Here is an 18,760-nt window from a genome sequence, read left to right as displayed (position 1 = left end):
GGGGACGCCGCCGTGCGGGCAGGGCGGCGCCGCCGTGGCCCGCGGGGCGGGACGGCGGAGAACGGGTGACGGGGCGACGGTCACTGGGTTTGTGCAGCCTTCAGCGCGTCGAGCACGGCCTGTGCATGGCCGGGCACTTTCACCGGGCGCCATGACTGGGCGATGACGCCCTTGGGGTCGATCAGGAAGGTGCTGCGTTCGATGCCGATGTACTTGCGGCCGTACAGGCTCTTTTCCTTGATCACGCCGAAGGCCTGGCATAGGGCTTCGTCCTTGTCGCTGATCAGGTCGAACTTGAAGCCCTGCTTGGCGCAGAAGTTCTGGTGCGACTTGACCGAATCGCGCGACACGCCGAGCACGCTGGCGCCGAGCTTCTTGAACTTGGCCAGCAGGGCGTTGAAGTCCAGGCCCTCGGTGGTGCAGCCCGGGGTGCTGTCCTTGGGGTAGAAGTACAGCACCAGCCATTGGCCGGCGTAGTCCTTCAGTTTCGCGGTCTCGCCGCTGGACAGCGCCAGGGGCAGGGAGGAAACGGTCTTGTCGAGGCGGTCGCCGGTGTCGAGCATGCGTGCTGTCTGATCCTTAGAACTTCATCGGGTCCATGATGGCATCGAGATTCAGGTGATCGCAGAACTCCAGGAAATCGTCGCGCAATGCGGCGATGTGCATGCTCGACGGTACGCCGATGGTCACCTGCGCGGAGAACATGTCGGCGCCGGTCTGCATGGCGCGGTAGCGCGAGCAGTGCAGGCTCTCGATGGTGATGCCCTGGCGGTCGAAGAAGTCGGCGAGCTGGAACAGGATCCCCGGCTTGTCGGCGGCGACCACTTCGACGATGTAGGGCAACAGGTTGGATTGCACCTGTTTCGGGCCGGTGCGGTACCAGACCAGCTTCAGGCCTTCCTCGCGCTCCAGGCGCGTGAGCATGGCTTCGAGCTTGGCGACCGCGTCCCAGGAGCCAACCGCGAGCGCGGTCACGGACACGTCGCGGCCCACCGTGGACAGGCGCGCGTCGACCAGGTTGCAGCCGGAATCGGCGATCCGCCGCGTCACCGACAGCAGCGGCGACTCCGGATGCGTCGTATAGGCGTTGATCAGGAGGTGGTTTTCGTTCGGCGACGGCCGGGCAGCGGAATCGGTCAAGGCGGCGCCTGCAAGGGGAGCGGGTGGCTCGGATACTGAACGGCGGCCCGCGCACGGGCTGCGGCTTGAAGCCAGCATACTTGCCCGCGCTTTCGGCCCGCAAGTAACATCGCTAGGCGGTAACATGCGTTATTGGCGGCGTATCGTGCCGCCGCTCACACAGCGCTTTGCGCGAAGGCCTCCCTTGCGACTTTCCGGCAGCATCACCGCGCTGGCCACGCCGTTCGACGCGGCCGGCGAACTCGACCTCGACGCCTGGCGCGCCCTGCTGGCCGCGCAGCTCGACGGCGGCACCCAGGCCATCGTGGTCGCCGGCTCCACCGGCGAGGCGGCGGCCCTGCACGATCCCGAATACGACACCCTGCTGCGCACCGCCGTGGAGCAGGTCGGCGGCCGGATTCCGGTGCTCGCCGGCACCGGCCTGTCCAACACCGCCAAAACCATCGAGCTGACCCGCCGCGTCGCTGCGCTCGGCGCCGACGCTGCGCTGGTGGTCGCGCCGCCCTACGTGCGCCCGACCCAGGCCGGCCTGGTCGCCCACTACCGCGCGATCGCCGACGACGGCGCCTTGCCGGTGGTGCTGTACAACGTGCCTGGCCGCACCGGCTGCGACCTGCTGCCCGAGACCGTGGCCCAGCTCGCCGGTCATCCGCGCATCATCGGCATCAAGGAAGCGGTGAGCGAGCCCGAGCGCATGAGTGCGCTGCTCGCTTTCCAGGATTCCGGCTTCGCTGTGCTCAGCGGCGACGATCCGACCGCCTGCCGGGCCATGCTGGCCGGTGCCGACGGCATCGTCTCGGTCGCCTCCAACGTGCTGCCGGCCGCGTTCCGCCGTCTCGCCGACCTGGCCCGCGCCGGCCGCCGCGACGAGGCCCTGGCCTGGGACGCGCGCCTGGCGCCGGTCTACGCTTTCATGGGCATCGAGTCCAACCCGATCCCGGTCAAGGCCATACTCGCCCGCCAGGGCATCGGCCACGGCCTGCGCCTGCCGCTGACGACCCTGTCGGCTGCCCACCACGATGCCGCCGCCAGCGTCCATGCGCTGGCAAGCGAACTCGAACACGACTGCCGCGCTACGCTCGCGGCCTGAACCCCGCAGGAGATTTGCCCATGCGTTCCAACGTTTCCCTGTCCCGCGTCGCTGTCGGCGCGCTGCTGATCGGCCTGGTCGCCACCGCCGGCTGCAGCTGGTTCCGCAAGGGCACCAATCCGCTGTACTCCGAAACGCCCGAACAGCGTCCGCTGGAAGTGCCGCCGGACCTCGACCGTCCGCGCACCGACGGTGCCATGGCGGTGCCGAACGGTTCGGTGAGCGCGTCCGAACGTGCGCCGGTCGCGGCCCCGACCGCCGCCTCGCCGATCGGCTTCACCACCGCCGGCAGCCGCGACGACGCCTATGCCAAGGTCGGTACCGCTCTGGCCAAGGTCGACGGCCTGACCATCGCCAGCCGTGCTCAGCTGCTGGGTGCCTATGACGTCAACTACGAAGGCGCCAACTTCCTGGTCCGGGTGAGCGCGGTCGAAGCCGGCGCCTACGTGTCCGCGGTCGATCCGCGCGGCCTGCCGGCCACCGGCGAGCAGCCGGTCAAGCTGATCGAGGCGCTGAAGGAAGCGATCGGCAGCAAGTAATCCGCTGCCATGCCGCAAAGAAAACGGGCGCCCTGGACGCCCGTTTTCGTATGCGGTTTCGGCGTCGGCGACTGCCGCCGCGCCTGGGCTCAGCGTTCGAGCAGGTCGAGCTTGTCCGGCTTGCCTTCCCAGTCCTTGGCGTCGGCCAGGCCGTCCTTGCGCGTGGTGATCACCGGCCAGGCCTTGGCGAGTTCGGCGTTGAGCGCCACGAACGCCTCCTGTCCGGCCGGCACGTCGTCCTCGGGATAGATCGCATTGATCGGGCATTCCGGCTCGCACAAGGTGCAGTCGATGCACTCGTCCGGATCGATCACCAGGAAATTCGGGCCTTCGTGAAAACAGTCGACCGGGCACACCTCGACGCAGTCGGTGTACTTGCACTTGATGCAGTTCTCGGTGACGACGAAGGGCATGGAACGGTCTTCCGTGGATGGTCGGCGTGGCTAGTTTAGCGACAGGCGAGGGCGCAAACCTAGCGTTTCGCGGCCGCCCGGCGTTGTTGCGAGCGACTCTCATCGCCGCGCCTGCAGCGCCTGTAAAGCCGCCTGTACTAAAGAAAAAGCCCGCGCATCGCTGCGCGGGCTTTCAAGATTTGGCGCTCCCTACGAGATTCGAACTCGTGTTTTAGCCTTGAGAGGGCCACGTCCTAGGCCTCTAGACGAAGGGAGCTGAGGTAAACCCGCATCCGACTCTCAATCGTATGCGGCCTGCTAGTATATGGGGCTGAATAGCGCTCGGCAACCGGTTCCGACCGGCCGCCGTTCACCTCCCCACAGCGATCCGCTGCCCCGCAGCAACGATCCCAACCGCGGCGACGACCGCTCGATGCAGCCCGAAAATCCCAACGGTCATGACCACGTCCATCCCATGCTGCGGGTGATCCCGCGCGAACAGCACAACGTCTCGCGCAAGGAGATCAGTCCCAACGCGCTGCGGGTGCTGTACCGACTTCGCGACGCCGGCTTCGGCGGCTACCTGGTCGGCGGCGCCGTGCGCGACATCCTGGTCGGCGGCCACCCCAAGGACTTCGACGTCGCCACCGACGCCACCCCGGAGCAGGTCAAGGGCCTGTTCCGCAACTGCCGCCTGATCGGCCGCCGCTTCCGCCTGGCGCACGTGGTCTACGGCCGCGAGATCATCGAGGTCGCGACCTTCCGCGCCAACATCGACGACGGCAGCGGCGATCGCGAGACCGACAACGGCGGCCGCCTGGTCCGCGACAACGTCTACGGCAGCATCGAGGACGACGCGGTCCGCCGCGACTTCACCGCCAACGCGCTGTACTACGCGGTCGAGGATTTCTCGGTGCGCGATTACGTCGGCGGTTTCGAGGATGTGCAGAACCGCCTGATGCGCCTGATCGGCGATCCGGAAACGCGTTACCGCGAAGACCCGGTGCGGATGCTGCGCGCGGTGCGCCTGGCGGCCAAACTCGGCTTCGAGATCGAGGCCGCGACCGCGGCGCCGATCCCGGCCCTGGCCTCGCTGCTCAGCGAAGCCGCGCCGGCGCGTTTGTTCGAGGAATGCCTGAAGCTGTTCCTGTCCGGGCACGCGGTGCAGAGCTTCCTCGGCCTGGAGCGTTACGGCCTGTTGCCGGCGCTGCTGCCGGAGACCGCGGCCGCGCTCAAGTCCAATCGCAGCGGCGCTCTGCGGCGCATGCTGCTGGAGGGCCTGCAGGGCACCGATACCCGCGTCGCCAACGACGAGCCGGTGTCGCCGGCGTTCCTGTTCGCGATGCTGCTGTGGCCGGCCTATTGCCGCGCGTTGATGGCGCTGCAGGCGCAGGGCATGCATGCGGTCGAAGCCCAGCGCCGCGCCGCCGACCGGGTCACCGTGCACCAGTTGGAAACGATCGCGCTGCCGCGGCGTTTCTCCCTGCCGATGCAGGAGATCTGGCTGCTGCAGACGCGCTTCTCCCAGCGCCAGCGCAAGCGCGTATTCCGGCTGCTGTCGCATCCGCGTTTCCGCGCTGCCTATGATTTCCTCAACCTGCGCCTGGCCGCGTCCGACGAGCATGCGGCCGATGTCGCGTTCTGGAGCGAAGCCCAGGGCAAACCCGACGACGAACTGGCCGCGCAGCTGGACGCGCAGCCGCCGTCCGACGCGGAACCGGGCGCCGCGCCGCGCAAGCGCCGCCGCCGTCGCCGTAGCGGCGGCGGAGCCGAGGCCGGTGCGGTCGGCCACGACGGCGAATGAACCCGGCCGAGGTCGCGTTCGTCGGCCTGGGCAGCAACCTGGGCGATAGCGCCGCGATCCTGCGCGGCGCGTTCGCGGCCCTGGCTGAGTTGCCGGGCACGCGCCTGCTGCGCGCGTCCTCGCTGTACCGCACGCCGGCCTGGGGCGTGACCGCGCAGCCGGATTTCGTCAATGCCGCGGCGATGCTGGAGACCGGACTGTCGCCGCAGGCCCTGCTGGCGGCGATGCTGGCGATCGAACGCGAGGCCGGTCGCGACCGCCGCGACGACGGCAGCGACCGTTGGGGCCCGCGCACGCTGGACCTGGATCTGCTGCTGTACGGACAGCGCAGTCTCGACGAACCCGGTCTGCGCGTGCCGCATCCGCACCTGCATGAGCGCGCGTTCGCGCTGCTGCCGCTGCTCGAAATCGCGCCGGATGCGCACATTCCCGGCATCGGGCCGGCGCGCGAAGCCTTGGCCGGACTCGAACCGGGCGACATACAAACGCTGGCTTAGGCGTTAAGTTATAGGGCTACCCCCCGCGAGCGTCCGGCGATCGGCCGGGCGAGACCCACCGACCATGTACACCTCGGCCCCCACCGACACCCCGCGCAAGACCGCCTGGACCGTGCCCATGCTCGCCGACGCCAAGCGCGAAGGCCGCCCGCTGGTCATGCTGACCTGCTACGACGCCGGCTTCGCGCGCAGCATGGACGCGGTCGGCATCGACCTGGTGCTGATCGGCGATTCCCTGGGTATGGTGGTGCAGGGCCACAACAGCACCTTGCCGGTGCGCGTGGCCGACATCGCCTACCACACCGCCTGCGTCGCGCGCGGCCTGTCCAAGGCCTTGCTGATCGCCGACCTGCCGTTCCAGTCCGACGCCACGCCCGAGCGCGCGCTGGAGGCTTCGACCGCGCTGCTGCAGGCCGGCGCGGCGATGGTCAAGCTCGAAGGCGCGGGCCACAAGCTCGAGGTGATCCGTTTCCTGGTCGAGCGCGAGATTCCGGTCTGCGCGCATCTGGGCCTGACCCCGCAGTCGGTGTTGCGCCTGGGCGGCTACAAGGTCCAGGGCCGCGACGAAGCCGCTGCGGCGCGCCTGCGCGAGGATGCGCGCGCGGTCCAGGACGCCGGCGCCACGCTGCTGGTGCTGGAATGCGTGCCCAATCCGGTCGCCGCCGCGATCACCGCCGATCTCGCGATCCCGACCATCGGCATCGGCGCGGGCCTGCAATGCGACGGCCAGGTGCTGGTGCTGCACGATCTGCTGGGCGTGAATTCCGGCCACCGCAGGCCCAAGTTCGTCAAGGATTTCCTCGCCGAAGGCGGCTCGATCGAGGGCGCGTTCCGGGCCTACGCCGACGCCGTACGCGAGCGCCGCTTCCCGGACGAGGCGCATTCCTACGCCGGTTGAAGCCAGCCAGTTGAAGCCAGCCGGTCGAACCCAGCGTTGCGCGCGCGGCCGTTGTGATCGCCGCCGTATCGGCGTGTAATCCGCAGCCTGCGGTGGCGGCGCCACCGGATTTCGCCGCCTCCACCTTATCCACGAGCAAGACATGCTGACCGTCGACGATCTGGCCGTACTGCGTTCCACCATCGACGCCTGGCGTCGCGAAGGCCTGCGCGTGGCCTTCGTGCCGACCATGGGCAATCTGCACGCCGGCCACCATTCGCTGGTGAAACTGGCGCGCGTACGCGCCGACCGGGTCGTGGTCAGCGTGTTCGTCAATCCGACCCAGTTCGGCCCCAACGAGGACTACGGCCGTTACCCGCGCACGCCGGAGGCCGACGCCGCCGGCCTGGCCGCGGCCGGCGCCGACCTGATGTGGCTGCCGTCGGTCGAAACCATGTACCCCTACGGGCCGCAGGCCACCGTCCAGGTGCAGGTGCCGCACGTCACCGATGGCCTGGAGGGCGCGCACCGCCCCGGCCATTTCGACGGCGTCGCCACCGTGGTCGCGCGCCTGTTCAACCAGGTGCGGCCGGACGTGGCGGTGTTCGGGCGCAAGGACTACCAGCAGCTGGCGGTGATCCGCTATCTGGTGCATGACCTGGCGTTCCCGATCGAGATCGTCGCCGGCGACACCCTGCGCGAGGCCGACGGCCTGGCGATGAGCTCGCGCAACCAATACCTGTCCGCCGAGGAGCGCCCGCGCGCGGCCGAGATCCACCGCTGCCTGCAATGGATGCGGCAGGCGCTGCAGGCCGGCACCCCGCGCGATGCGGTCGAGGCCGAAGCCGCGCTGCGCCTGGAAACGGCCGGCTTCGTCGTCGACTATGCAGCGATCCGGCGCCAGGACCTGGGCCTGCCGGAGACCGGCGCGGCCGACGCGCCACGGGTCGCCCTGATCGCGGCCCGGCTCGGCCGCACCCGCCTGATCGATAACCTCGAATTCGCCGCCTGAACGCGGATACACCGTTCCAGGGCCGGTCGGTCCCGCCGATGTTGCAGCGCGCCATGCGCTGCTAGACTTCGGTTTTTCGCGCCCGCGCGTCCGCGGACGGAGTTAAGAACATGCAACTCAACCTGCTCAAGGCCAAGATCCACCGCGCCACGGTCACCCACGCCGAGCTCCACTACGAAGGGTCCTGCGCGATCGACGGCCGCCTGCTCGATATTTCCGGCATCCGCGAGTACGAACAGGTCCACATCTACAACGTCAACAACGGCCAGCGCTTCGTCACCTACGCCATCCGCGGCGAAGAGGGCAGCGGCGTGATCTCGGTCAACGGCGCGGCCGCGCACCGGGCCCAGCCGGGCGATCTGGTCATCATCTGCGCCTATGGCGTCTGCGACGAGGCCGAAGCGGCGAAGTACAAGCCGACCCTGGTCTATGTCGACCGCCACAACCAGCTGACCCACACCAACACTTCCATGCCGGCCCAGGCGGCCTGAGAGAACGCATGAGCGACGAATCCCGACTGAGCCCACTGAGCGCCCAGGCGGGGCGCGTCGCCCGCACCGGGCTGCCGCAGCTGATCGCCGCCGACCCGGCCCGCGCGCAGGATTTCGCGCTGCGGGTCGGCCCGGTCTACGCCAGCTTCGCGCGCCAGCACTACGACCGCGAGGCCCTGGCCGCGCTGTTCGCGGCGGCCGAAGGCGCCGGCTTCGGCCCGCGCCTGCGCGCGCTGTTCGACGGCCAGACCGTCAATATCACCGAAGGCAGGCCGGCGCTGCACACCGCGCTGCGCGGCGATTTCTCCCAGGCGCAGGTCGCGCGCGACGCCCACGCCCAGGCGCTGCAGGCGCGCAAGCGCATGCGCGCGATCGTCGACGAACTGTCCGCCAGCGACGTCACCGACATCGTCAGCGTCGGCATCGGCGGCTCCGATCTGGGGCCGCGCCTGGCCGCCGACGCGCTCAGCGGCGCCGTCCCGGGCCGTTTCCGGGTCCACTTCCTGTCCAACGTCGACGGCCACGCCGCCCAGCGCACCCTGGCCGGCCTCGATCCGGCGCGCACCGCCGCGCTGCTGATCTCCAAGACCTTCGGCACCCAGGAAACCCTGCTCAACGGCGGCGTGGTCCGCGACTGGCTGGGCGCGCACGCCGGCAATCGCCTGTACGCGATCAGCGCCAACGTCGAGCGTCCCGCGGCCGCGTTCGCGATTCCGCCCGAACGCATCCTGCCGATGTGGGACTGGGTCGGCGGGCGTTATTCGCTGTGGTCGGCGGTCGGCCTGCCGATCGCGCTGGCGATCGGCATGGACGCGTTCGAGGCCTTCCTCGACGGCGCCGCCGAAATGGACGCGCACGTGCTCGACACGCCGCCGCCGCGCAACCTGGCGGCCTGGCACGCGCTGACCTCGGTCTGGAACCGCAACGGTCTGGGTTACGCGACCCAGGCCGTGCTGGCCTACGACGACCGCCTCAAGCTGCTTTCGAACTACCTGCAGCAGCTGGTGATGGAGAGCCTGGGCAAGTCGACGCGGCTGGACGGCAGCGCCATCGTCGGCGACACCGTGCCGGTGTGGTGGGGCGGCGTCGGCACCGACACCCAGCACAGCTTCTTCCAGGCCCTGCACCAGGGCAGCTCGATCGTGCCGGGCGATTTCATCGGCGTGATCCGCGCCGATGCGCCGTATCCCGAAAATCATCGCGCGCTGCAGGCCAACCTGCTGGCGCAGACCGAGGCCTTCGCCAACGGCCAGGCCAGCGACGACCCGCACCGCGCCTATGCCGGCGGCCGGCCGAGCACCACCATCCTGCTCGACGCGCTTAGCCCGCGTTCGCTGGGCGCGCTGCTGGCGCTGTACGAGCACAGCGTCTACCTGCAGTCGGTGTTCTGGGACATCAACGCCTTCGACCAGTTCGGCGTCGAGCTCGGCAAGCAGGTCGCCAGCCGTCTGCTGCCGGCGCTGTCCGGTGAGGCCGAGGCTGAGGATCCGGTTACGCGCGAGTTGATTCTGCAGCTGCGCGGTTGAGGCGGCCGCCATAGCGCGGCCCACAGATGATCGTCCGGTCGCCAAAGCATGGCGCGCAGGTTGGCGTAGGGTGCGGTAAGCCAACGGCGCATCGCAGCGTCCCGCGATCCATCCCCCGGTCGCGGCATCGCAACGGTGCGGTTATCACCGCACCCTACGCTTCACAGCTCGTCATTTCGGAAGGCGGGCATCCCTACCCGCGGGGTGCGGTAAGCCAAAGGCGCACCGCGGCGTCCCGCGATCGACCTGCGTAGCGACGCTCTATAGCTCGTCATCCCCGCGAAGGCGGGGGTCAAGTGACTTCGCGGCGCTGCGAGCGCAGTCGAATGGCGACTGACGTCGGGAGCGCCTCGTAATAGGGACGCTCGCGGCGCCTCGCGAATCTTCGGTCGCGGCTTACGCCGCTCCTACCCCAAAGCGCCTGCGGCAATCTCAATCGACGCCATGCCGCGCCAGCGCCCACTCCACGTGCTCGCGCACCACCGCGCTGTCGGCGTCGCGGCGCGAGCGCAAGGCATCGATCACCTCGGGCGTCCCCGGCGCATTGCCCAGCGCGACCGCGATGTTGCGCAGCCAGCGCTCGTGGCCGCTGCGGCGGATCGCCGAGCCTTCGGTGCGCTGCAGGAACTCGGCTTCGCTCCAGGCGAACAGCTGCGCCAGGCTGGCGCGGTCGAGATCGTTGCGGGCGCGGAAGTCGGGCTCGTCGGTGCGCTTGGCGAACTTGTTCCAGGGGCAGACCAGCTGGCAGTCGTCGCAGCCGAAGATGCGGTTGCCGATCGCCGGCCGCAGTTCCTCGGGGATCGCGCCTTCGTGCTCGATGGTCAGGTAGGCGATGCAGCGGCGCGCATCGAGCCGATGCGGGGCGACGATGGCCTGGGTCGGGCACACCTCGATGCAGCGCACGCAGGTGCCGCAATGCGCGCTGGCCGGCGCGTCGACCGGCAGCGGCAGGTCGACGTAGATCTCGCCCAGGAAAAACCAGGAGCCGCCGTCCTTGTCGATCAGGCAGGTGTGCTTGCCGATCCAGCCCAGGCCGGCGTTGCGCGCCAGGGCGCGTTCCAGCACCGGCGCCGAATCGACGAATACGCGATGCCCGAACGGGCCCACGGTCTCGCCGATGCGGTCGGCCAGACGCTGCAGGCGCTGGCGCATCAGTTTGTGATAGTCGCGGCCCAGCGCGTAGCGGGCGACGTAGGCGCGTTCGCGGTCGGCGAGGGTGGCCCAGGCGTCGTCGTCGTCGTTGCGGCCGTAGTCCAGGCCGACCGAGATCACCCGCAGGGTTCCCGGGATCAGCTCCTGCGGCCGCGAACGCAGCTCGCCGTGGCGCGCCATCCAGTCCATCGAGCCGTACAGGCCCTGGGCCAGCCAGTCGCGCAGATAGTCCTCGTCCGGCCCCAATTCGATCCCGGCGATGCCGCAGCGCTGAAAACCCAGCTCGCGCGCCAGATCGCGGATACGCAGGGCCAGCGCCGCGTAGTCGGGTGCGGCGGCGGGTGTCGGTTCCGGGCTGGCGGGGTGCGGGCTCACGATGAGGCAAGTATAGAATCGTGCGATGCCAGTGCCCGTTTTTGCCGACGATTCCGCTCTTTACGACGCTGCCGCCCTGCGCGTGGCCGAGGCGCGCGCGGCCGCCGAGCTCGGCGACGCGTTCGAGCCGATGCGCCGCGCCGGCGCGGCGGCCTGGCGCGAGTTGCTGCGGCGTTGGCCGTCGGCGCAGCGGATCGTGGTGGTCTGCGGGCCCGGCAACAACGGCGGCGATGGCTACGTACTGGCCGCTCATGCTCATGCGGGCGGGCGCGACGTGTGCGTGCTGCATCTGGGCGCGCATGCGCCGCGCAGCGATCTCGCACGCCGCGCCGCCGGCGACTACGCAAACGCCGGCGGACGCAGCGAGATCTACGACGGCGGCGCGCTGCGGGCCGATGTCGTGGTCGATGCTTTATTCGGTATCGGTCTGTCGCGCGCGCCAGATAGCCAGGCCGCGGTACTGATCGAAGCGATCAATACGCAGCCGGCGCCGGTGCTGGCCTTGGACGTGCCCAGCGGCATCGATGCCGATCGCGGCGCGGCGTATTCCCCGGCCGTGGTCGCGGACTGCACCATCGAATTCATCGCGCGCAAGATCGGTTTGACCACCGGCGCGGCGCTGGACCATATCGGCGAGCGCACCCTGGCGGATTTACAGATCGGACCCGGTGCATTCGATCGCGCGCCCGTCGCGCGAGCCGTGCGCGCCCAGGATCTGCGCCGCTGGCTGTCGCCGCGCTCGCGCGACAGTCACAAGGGCCGCAACGGTCGCGTGCTCTGCGTCGGCGGCGATCACGGCAGCGGCGGCGCGATCGTGTTGTGCGCGCAAGCGGCGCTGCGTAGCGGCGCCGGTCTGGTCGAAGTCGCCACGCGTGCCGAGCATGTGACCGCGCTGCTGTCCCGTTTGCCCGAAGCGATGCCGCGCGAAGTGCGCGATGCGGCCCAGTTGCGCGAGGCTTTGCAACGCGCGGACTTCGTCGCTTTGGGCCCCGGCCTGGGGCAGGCGGATTGGGGCCGGGAGCTGTATGCCTGCGCGCTCGATAGCGGAATGCCTTTATTGCTCGACGCCGACGCGCTGAATCTGTTGGCGCAAAAGCCGCGACGCCTGCGCGAAGACAGTGTGCTGACGCCGCATCCTGGCGAAGCGGCGCGCCTGCTCGGTATGGACACCGCGCAGGTGCAGGCCGATCGTTTCGCCGCGGCTTGCGCGTTGCGCGATCGCTACGGCTGCGCGATCGTGTTGAAGGGGGCGGGCACCATCGTGGTCGCGCCCGATCTCGAGCCTTGCGTGATCGCCGCAGGCAATCCCGGCATGGCCGTGGGCGGCATGGGCGACGTGCTCAGCGGTACCATCGCCGCCTTGCGTGCGCAGCGATTGAATGCGTTCGATGCCGCAGTCTGCGGCGCCCTGCTGCATTCCGCCGCCGGCGATGCTGCTGCGCGCGACGGCGGCGAACGCGGTTTGTTGCCCACCGATCTGATGCCGTGGCTGCGGCGTCTGGCCAATCCGGAGTAGCGTCGCCGATGTCGTCGAATACGCCTACGACCGCCACCGCGTACGAACACGATGCGTACGAACACGATGCGTTCGCGCTGACCTTGTCCGATGCCGATGCCACCGATGCCTTGGGCGCCGCGCTCGCGCGCACGCGGCCGGCGCGCGCCGTCGTGCATCTCAGCGGCGATCTCGGCGCCGGAAAATCCACGCTCGCGCGCGCCTTGTTGCGCGCGCTGGGCGTGCAGGGCGCGATCCGCAGTCCGACCTATACCCTGGTCGAGCGTTATCCGCTCGCGGCGGGCGGCGAAGCCTGGCATTTGGACCTGTATCGCATCGGCGATGCCGGCGAACTGGAATTCCTCGGCCTGGACGGCGACGAAGCGGTGCTGTGGCTGATCGAATGGCCCGACCGCGGCCGCGGCGCGCTGCCGCCGGCCGACTTGCGGGTGGAGCTGGCGGTGGCCGGGGCAGGGCGTTCGGCCCGGCTGGTGCCGGGCTCGGCGGCGGGGCGGGACTGGGTCCGGGCCGCGGTCGCCACCCCGGAGCTTGCGGCCGACTCCTGAACGTTTCCACAGGAAGTGGCGGCAGGTGCCGGATTCGTAAGGGAAAAGTGCTTGCTTTTATCGCGCCCTGGTGCTTGACTACCGCCCATGCGCGTAAAAGGGGCCACCGTCCAGAAATTCCTGCTCGGCATGGCGCTGCTTGCGGCGCTGGCCTGGAATCTCGCGCAGGCCAGTGAAATCAAGGGCTTGGAACTCGGCACCGGGGCCACCGGCACCCGCGCCGAGATCGCCCTGGACCGCGGCACCGAATTCAAGCTGATCTCGCTCAAGGGCCCGGACCGCCTCGCGGTCGACCTGCCGGCCTCGTCGCTGGCCAAGGGCCTGCGCCTGCCGGCCGGCACCGGCATCGTCAAATCGGTACGCACCGGCCAGCCTGCGCCGGGCACCGTGCGCATCGTGTTCGATCTCGCCCAGCCGGTCGCGGCGCTCAAGCCGCGCATCGAGCCGGGCGCCAACGGCGCGCGCCTGGTGCTGGAATGGCCGGGCGACGGCGCCGAGCCGCAAGCCGTTGCCGCCGCGCCGACCGCGCCGACGACTTCCGCACCGCCAGCTACTGCGCCTTCGATTCCCGCACAGCGCGCGCCTGCGCCGCCGACGGCCACGCCGCCGACCGCCATCGCCACCGTGTCCGCAACCAGCGGTGTCGACCAGGCCGCCGCGTCCGCGGCCGCGACCACGCGCCTGATTTCCGAACTCGCTGCACGCAACGCGGCCGCTACCTCGGTGCCGGCCGCGGCGCCGCCGGCGGCTGCGCCCGCCATCGCCGCGCCGCCGCTGCAGGTGCCGACCACCGTCGCCACCGGCGTGCCCACCCGTATTGCCACGGGCGTGCCCACCCGCGTCGCGACCGGCGTGCCGACGCCGATGCCCGGCGTCGCCGCGAATAATCCGCCGCCGTCGGCCGTCGAGGCCGTCACGCCCGGCGCGGTCAAGACCATGAGGGACGTGATGCGCGGCCGCGGCATGCGCCCGCTCATCATCGCCATCGATCCCGGCCATGGCGGCCAGGATCCCGGCGCGATCGGCCAGGCCGGCAAGCGCGAAAAGGACGTGACCCTGGCGATCGCGCGCGAACTGGCGCGCCAGATCAACGCCACGCCCGGCCTCAAGGCCTACCTGACCCGCGACAGCGACGTGTTCATCCCGCTGCCGCGTCGCGCCCAGCTGGCGCGCCAGGCCAAGGCCGACATGTTCGTCTCGATCCACGCCGACGCCGCCGAAAATCGCGCCGCCAAGGGTTCCTCGGTCTACGTGCTGTCGCTGAAGGGCGCGTCCTCGCAGCGCGCGCGCTGGCTCGCGGACAAGGAAAACTCGGCCGACCTGGTCGGCGGCGTGCGCCTGCAGGAAGCCGACAACACCCTGACCTCGGTGCTGCTGGACCTGACCCAGAGCGGCCACATGAAGGCCTCGGAAGACGCGGCCGCGCATGTGCTGGACGGCCTCAAGCGCGTCGGCAGCAACCACAAGCCGCAAATCGAGCGCGCCAATTTCGCCGTGCTGCGGACTTCGGACATGCCGGCGATGCTGGTCGAGACCGCCTTCATCTCCAATCCGGACGAAGAGCGCCGCCTGACCGATCCCGCGCACCAGCGCGCGCTCGCCCGCGCCGTGCTCGACGGCGTCAACACCTATTTCACCCGCCAACCGCCGCCGGGCACGATGTACGCCGCGCGCGCCGAGGCCGAGCCGGTGGCGATGGGCGCGGGCGGCGGCAGCCCCTGATCGGCCCATGCGGGCGATACCGGTCGCGACCGGTGTCGGCTTGGCGATCGCGAGTGCGGTCCTGCGTCGCGAAAGCGTAAAACGGATCGCGGAAGCCGCGGCCTAACCGCTATCATCGGCTTCGATCCTTTCCTGGCGCCGCTGCGGCGTCCGCATTCGTGGCCATCCGTCAACTTCCCGACACCCTCATCAACCAGATCGCGGCCGGCGAGGTCGTGGAGCGCCCGGCCTCGGTGGTCAAGGAACTGGTCGAGAACGCGCTCGATGCCGGCGCCATGCGCATCGACATCGACCTGGAAGAGGGCGGCGTACGCCTGATCCGGATTCGCGACGACGGCGCCGGCATCGCCGCCGACGAACTGCCGCTGGCGATCTCGCGCCACGCGACCAGCAAGATCGCCTCCCTAGACGACCTCGAAGGCGTCGCCACCCTGGGATTCCGCGGCGAAGCCCTGCCGTCGATCGCCTCGGTCAGCCGTTTCGCCCTGGTCTCGCGCCGGATCGACACCGAACACGGCGCTAGCCTGGAAGTCGACGGCGGCCGGGTCGGCGCGGTCGCGCCCAAGCCGCATCCGCAGGGCACCACGGTCGAAGTGCGCGACCTGTTCTTCAACGTGCCGGCGCGGCGCAAGTTCCTCAAGGCCGAACGCACCGAACTCGGCCACATCGAGGAATGGCTGCGCCAGCTCGCCCTGGCGCGGCCGGACGTGGAACTGCGCGTCTCCCACAACGGCAAGCCTTCGCGGCGCTGGAAAGGCGAGGGCGACCTGCTTTCGGACGCGCGCATCAACGAAACCCTGGGCGAGGAGTTCGCGCGCAATGCGCTGCGCGTCGACCACAGCGGCGCCGGCCTACGCCTGCACGGCTGGATCGCGCAGCCCGCGTACAACCGCGCCAGCGCCGACCAGCAGTACCTCTACGTCAACGGCCGCGCGGTGCGCGACCGCAGTGTCGCGCATGCGGTCAAGCAGGCCTACGCCGACGTGCTGTTCCATGGCCGTCAGCCGGCCTATGTATTGTTCCTGGAACTCGATCCGCGCCGGGTCGACGTCAACGTGCACCCGGCCAAGCACGAGGTCCGCTTCCGCGATTCGCGCCTGATCCACGACTTCGTCTACCGCACCCTGCACGATGCCCTGGCCGAGACCCGTGCCGGCGCCGCGCCGCTGCCGGCTCACGCCGATACCGGCGCGATGGTGCAGACGACCGATGCGCAGCCCTCGTACAACTGGAGCGCGCCGACCCGGCCGCTGGGCTTCCAGGTCGAGGAAACCCGCGCCGGCTACGCCGCGCTGTACGGCGCGCCCAACGGTACCGTCGCCGCGCCGTCCTATCCCAGCTACGCACCGACGCCGGGGTTCGACAGCGCACCGCGGCCGGCGCTGCCGCACAGCGACGACGCCAGCCTGCCGCCGCTGGGCTATGCGGTCGCCCAGCTGCACGGCATCTACGTGCTGGCCGAAAGCGCCGAAGGCCTGATCGTGGTCGACATGCACGCCGCCCACGAACGCATCGGCTACGAGAAGCTCAAGGCCGCGCACGACGGCGAAGGCCTGCGCACCCAGCCGTTGCTGGTGCCGGCGACGCTGGCGGTGTCCGAACGCGAGGCCGAGGTCGCCGAGCGCGAAACCGACACCCTGGCCGCATTGGGCTTCGACGTGACCCGCAGCGGCCCGCAGTCGCTGACGCTGCGCGCGGTGCCGGCCCTGCTCGCGCACGGCGACGTCGAGGCGCTGCTGCGCGACGTGCTCGCCGACTTGCGCGAACACGGCGAATCGCGCCGGGTCGCCGCCGCGCGCGACGAGCTGCTGTCGACCATGGCCTGTCACGGCGCGGTGCGCGCCAACCGCCGTCTGACCCTGCCCGAAATGAACGCGCTGCTGCGCGAAATGGAAGCGACCGAGCGTTCCGGCCAATGCAATCACGGCCGGCCGACCTGGGCCCGTTTCAGCCTGTCCGAAATCGACCGCTGGTTCCTGCGAGGACGTTAAGAATGCGACTGCCGACTATGCCGCGACTGCTGCCGCTCCTGATGCTGCTGTCCCCGATCGTGCTCTGCCTCGGCCTGACCGCTTGCGGCGGCGGCGAGCGTTCCGAAAGCGACCTCGACGCCGCCGGCGCCGACACCCCCGCGAGCGCGCAAGCCGACGCGCCGCCGAGCAAGCCCACCAGCGCGGCCTTCGTCGGCGAGCAACAGGTCTGGCGCGACGAGCGCAAGGCCAATCTGATCAAGCCCGACGGTTGGACCAGCCTGATCGGCCTGCACTGGCTGGATCCGGGTCCGCATTATTTCGGCAGCGAGGCCGACAACGGCATCCGCGTGGCCATGGGCCCCGGCCACTTCGGCATGATCGACCTGAAGAAGGACGGCACGGTGCGCTTCGTACCCGAGCGCGGCACCACGTTCACGCTCGACGAGCAACCGCTCAAGGGCGCGACCGCGCTGCGCATCGATACCGATCCCGCCGGCCCGAGCAAGCTCGGTTTCGACGAGGGCAAGGGCATCCTGACCGTGATCAAGCGCGGCGACCGTTACGCCTTGCGGGTCAAGCACGCAGACGCGCCCACCCGGAGCGGCTTCAAGGACATTCCGTACTGGCAGGCCGACGCCGGCTGGGTGGTCGACAGCAAGTTCGTCGCGCATCCGCCGGGCAAGACCCTGGCCATCGCCAACATCGTCGGCACCACCGAGCAGGTGCCCAATCCCGGTTATGTGGAATTCGAACGCGACGGCAAGAGCTACCGCATCGAAGCCCTCGACGAAGGCGGCGACGAACTGTTCCTGGTCTTCGCCGACCGCACCAACGGCCACGGCAGCTACGGCGCCGGACGTTTCCTCGATGCGCCCAAGCCGGGCATCGGCGGCCGCGTGATGCTCGATTTCAACAAGGCCTATAACCCGCCGTGCGCGTTCACCGCGTTCGCGACTTGCCCGCTGCCGCCGCAGGAAAACCGCCTCGACCTGGCCGTCACCGCCGGCGAGAAGGCGTACGCCGGCGCGCATTGACCCATTCCAAGGACGACACCTCATGCTCCGATCGAACCCACTCAAGCGCCTGCTGCCCTGCGCCCTGATCCTCGCCGCGCTGAGCCCGGCGATCGCCTCCGCGCAGGACGCAGCGCCGGGCAAGACCGAGGCGCCTGCGACGGCCAAGGCACCGCCGGTGCCCTTGCTATGGAAGGTGTCCGACGCCGACAACGCGGTGTATCTGCTGGGTTCGTTCCACCTGCTCAAGAGCGACGACTATCCGGTGTCGCCGGACGTCGACGCCGCGTTCGCGGCCGCCGACAAGCTGGTGTTCGAAGTGCCGCCGGAGCAGATCAACGACCCCGGCGCAGCGGCCAAATTCATGGCCGCGGTCGGTTACTCCGACGGCCGCAAACTCAGCCAGGTGCTGCCTGCCGACCTGCGCGAAAAGCTCGCCCGCCTGCTGGGCAAGCAGGGCGTGCCGGTCGCCACGTTGGACGGCTACGAGCCCTGGTTCGTGAACCTGTCGCTGATGCTGGGCGTATCGCAGGCGATGGGTTTCAGCCCGAAGCTGGGCCTGGACCAGCACTTGATGGAGCGCGCGGCCGCGGCCAAGAAGCCCACCGGCGGCCTGGAATCGATGGACGAGCAGATCGCGGTGCTGGACTCGTCGCCGATGCCGGAACAGATCGAGGGCCTGCGCGACTTCGTCGACAAGCCCACCGAAATGCCGGGCATGCTCGCCGACATGCACAACGCCTGGCGCGCGGCCGACCTCGGCAAGCTCGACGAACTCACCCGCGTCGAGATGAAGCAGAAGGCGCCGGAGACGTATCGCCTGGTCAACGTCGAGCGCAACAACGCCTGGGTGCCGCAGATCCAGAAGATGCTGGACGAGTCGAAGAAGGACGACACCCTGATCGTGGTCGGCGCCTTGCACCTGCTCGGCCAGGACGGCGTGGTCGAGAAGCTGCGCGCCAAGGGCTACAAGATCGAGCGCGTGTGCTCGGCCTGCAAGGTCGGCACCGCCGATCTGGCGCCGGTCGCGCCGGCAACCGGCGCCCCTGCGCCGGCCAAGGGTCAGCCCAGCAAGCGTTGAGCCCGGCGTAGGGTG

At 69.8% G+C, this 18,760-nt stretch carries 18 protein-coding genes and 1 tRNA gene; 14 read left to right on the top strand and 5 right to left on the bottom strand.

The features are described 5' to 3' along the window. Positions 1 to 80 precede the first annotated feature (80 nt). Positions 81 to 563: a peroxiredoxin gene (locus tag ASE10_RS01450; RefSeq protein ID WP_055899934.1), complete on the bottom strand. Its 483-nt coding sequence runs from the start codon at positions 561 to 563 to the stop codon at positions 81 to 83. A gap of 16 nt (positions 564 to 579) precedes the next feature. Beyond that, positions 580 to 1,218 carry a glycine cleavage system protein R gene (locus tag ASE10_RS01445; RefSeq protein ID WP_156087727.1) on the bottom strand — a complete coding sequence of 213 codons (639 nt, stop codon included), beginning with the start codon at positions 1,216 to 1,218 and terminating at the stop codon, positions 580 to 582. A 106-nt stretch (positions 1,219 to 1,324) separates the two neighbouring features. On the opposite strand from ASE10_RS01445, the gene dapA reads away from it, so the two are divergent. Next, on the top strand, positions 1,325 to 2,230 hold the full coding sequence (gene dapA / locus ASE10_RS01440) for a 4-hydroxy-tetrahydrodipicolinate synthase (RefSeq protein WP_055899928.1): 906 nt from the start codon (positions 1,325 to 1,327) through the stop codon (positions 2,228 to 2,230). 20 nt (positions 2,231 to 2,250) lie between these two features. After that, positions 2,251 to 2,769, top strand: coding sequence for a hypothetical protein (locus tag ASE10_RS01435; protein WP_055899926.1), 519 nt, complete (start codon positions 2,251 to 2,253; stop codon positions 2,767 to 2,769). 89 nt (positions 2,770 to 2,858) lie between these two features. Here the strand turns inward: ASE10_RS01435 and fdxA are convergent, their stop codons facing one another. Together fdxA and ASE10_RS01425 are read right to left on the bottom strand one after the other, a co-directional pair. Next, a complete protein-coding gene (fdxA, locus tag ASE10_RS01430; RefSeq protein ID WP_055899923.1) occupies positions 2,859 to 3,182 on the bottom strand; it encodes a ferredoxin FdxA in 324 nt (107 codons plus the stop codon). Positions 3,183 to 3,362: 180 nt separating this feature from the next. Continuing rightward, positions 3,363 to 3,438 (bottom strand) — tRNA-Glu (locus ASE10_RS01425). 156 nt (positions 3,439 to 3,594) lie between these two features. On the opposite strand from ASE10_RS01425, the gene pcnB reads away from it, so the two are divergent. The 6 genes from pcnB (at position 3,595) to pgi (ending at position 9,368) form a co-directional block, all read left to right on the top strand. Beyond that, positions 3,595 to 4,965 carry a polynucleotide adenylyltransferase PcnB gene (pcnB, locus tag ASE10_RS01420; RefSeq protein WP_055900224.1) on the top strand — a complete coding sequence of 457 codons (1,371 nt, stop codon included), beginning with the start codon at positions 3,595 to 3,597 and terminating at the stop codon, positions 4,963 to 4,965. Next, a complete protein-coding gene (folK, locus tag ASE10_RS01415; RefSeq protein ID WP_055899920.1) occupies positions 4,962 to 5,462 on the top strand; it encodes a 2-amino-4-hydroxy-6-hydroxymethyldihydropteridine diphosphokinase in 501 nt (166 codons plus the stop codon). The genes pcnB and folK overlap by 4 nt, the downstream gene beginning before the upstream one ends. Positions 5,463 to 5,526: 64 nt before the next feature. Continuing rightward, entirely contained in the window at positions 5,527 to 6,360 is an 834-nt protein-coding gene (panB, locus tag ASE10_RS01410) for a 3-methyl-2-oxobutanoate hydroxymethyltransferase (RefSeq protein WP_055899917.1), read from the top strand. 142 nt (positions 6,361 to 6,502) lie between these two features. Further along, entirely contained in the window at positions 6,503 to 7,351 is an 849-nt protein-coding gene (gene panC / locus ASE10_RS01405) for a pantoate--beta-alanine ligase (RefSeq protein ID WP_055899914.1), read from the top strand. Between the two features lie 110 nt (positions 7,352 to 7,461). After that, entirely contained in the window at positions 7,462 to 7,842 is a 381-nt protein-coding gene (gene panD / locus ASE10_RS01400) for an aspartate 1-decarboxylase (protein WP_055899911.1), read from the top strand. An 8-nt stretch (positions 7,843 to 7,850) separates the two neighbouring features. After that, positions 7,851 to 9,368: a glucose-6-phosphate isomerase gene (gene pgi, locus ASE10_RS01395; RefSeq protein WP_056101705.1), complete on the top strand. Its 1,518-nt coding sequence runs from the start codon at positions 7,851 to 7,853 to the stop codon at positions 9,366 to 9,368. A gap of 432 nt (positions 9,369 to 9,800) precedes the next feature. On the opposite strand, the gene queG is transcribed toward pgi, so the two are convergent. Then, a complete protein-coding gene (gene queG, locus ASE10_RS01390; protein WP_055899905.1) occupies positions 9,801 to 10,895 on the bottom strand; it encodes a tRNA epoxyqueuosine(34) reductase QueG in 1,095 nt (364 codons plus the stop codon). A gap of 25 nt (positions 10,896 to 10,920) precedes the next feature. Here queG and ASE10_RS01385 point away from each other — a divergent pair, with 25 nt between their 5' ends. From ASE10_RS01385 to ASE10_RS01360, 6 genes are all read left to right on the top strand, one after another. Then, entirely contained in the window at positions 10,921 to 12,411 is a 1,491-nt protein-coding gene (locus ASE10_RS01385; RefSeq protein ID WP_055899902.1) for a bifunctional ADP-dependent NAD(P)H-hydrate dehydratase/NAD(P)H-hydrate epimerase, read from the top strand. 8 nt (positions 12,412 to 12,419) lie between these two features. Then, entirely contained in the window at positions 12,420 to 12,956 is a 537-nt protein-coding gene (gene tsaE, locus ASE10_RS01380; RefSeq protein ID WP_082559517.1) for a tRNA (adenosine(37)-N6)-threonylcarbamoyltransferase complex ATPase subunit type 1 TsaE, read from the top strand. Between the two features lie 129 nt (positions 12,957 to 13,085). Further along, positions 13,086 to 14,678, top strand: a complete 1,593-nt coding sequence (locus ASE10_RS01375; RefSeq protein ID WP_157480977.1) for an N-acetylmuramoyl-L-alanine amidase — start codon at positions 13,086 to 13,088, stop codon at positions 14,676 to 14,678. A 158-nt stretch (positions 14,679 to 14,836) separates the two neighbouring features. Then, positions 14,837 to 16,669: a DNA mismatch repair endonuclease MutL gene (gene mutL / locus ASE10_RS01370; RefSeq protein WP_055899896.1), complete on the top strand. Its 1,833-nt coding sequence runs from the start codon at positions 14,837 to 14,839 to the stop codon at positions 16,667 to 16,669. 2 nt (positions 16,670 to 16,671) lie between these two features. Further along, positions 16,672 to 17,685: a DUF1684 domain-containing protein gene (locus tag ASE10_RS01365; protein WP_235565759.1), complete on the top strand. Its 1,014-nt coding sequence runs from the start codon at positions 16,672 to 16,674 to the stop codon at positions 17,683 to 17,685. Between the two features lie 22 nt (positions 17,686 to 17,707). After that, positions 17,708 to 18,745: a TraB/GumN family protein gene (locus ASE10_RS01360; RefSeq protein ID WP_056305597.1), complete on the top strand. Its 1,038-nt coding sequence runs from the start codon at positions 17,708 to 17,710 to the stop codon at positions 18,743 to 18,745. Positions 18,746 to 18,760 lie beyond the last annotated feature (15 nt).

Origin of the sequence: Lysobacter sp. Root76 (assembly GCF_001428685.1) — a bacterium.
Classification (GTDB): domain Bacteria; phylum Pseudomonadota; class Gammaproteobacteria; order Xanthomonadales; family Xanthomonadaceae; genus Lysobacter.
This window is presented reverse-complemented; position numbering and strand designations above follow the sequence as displayed.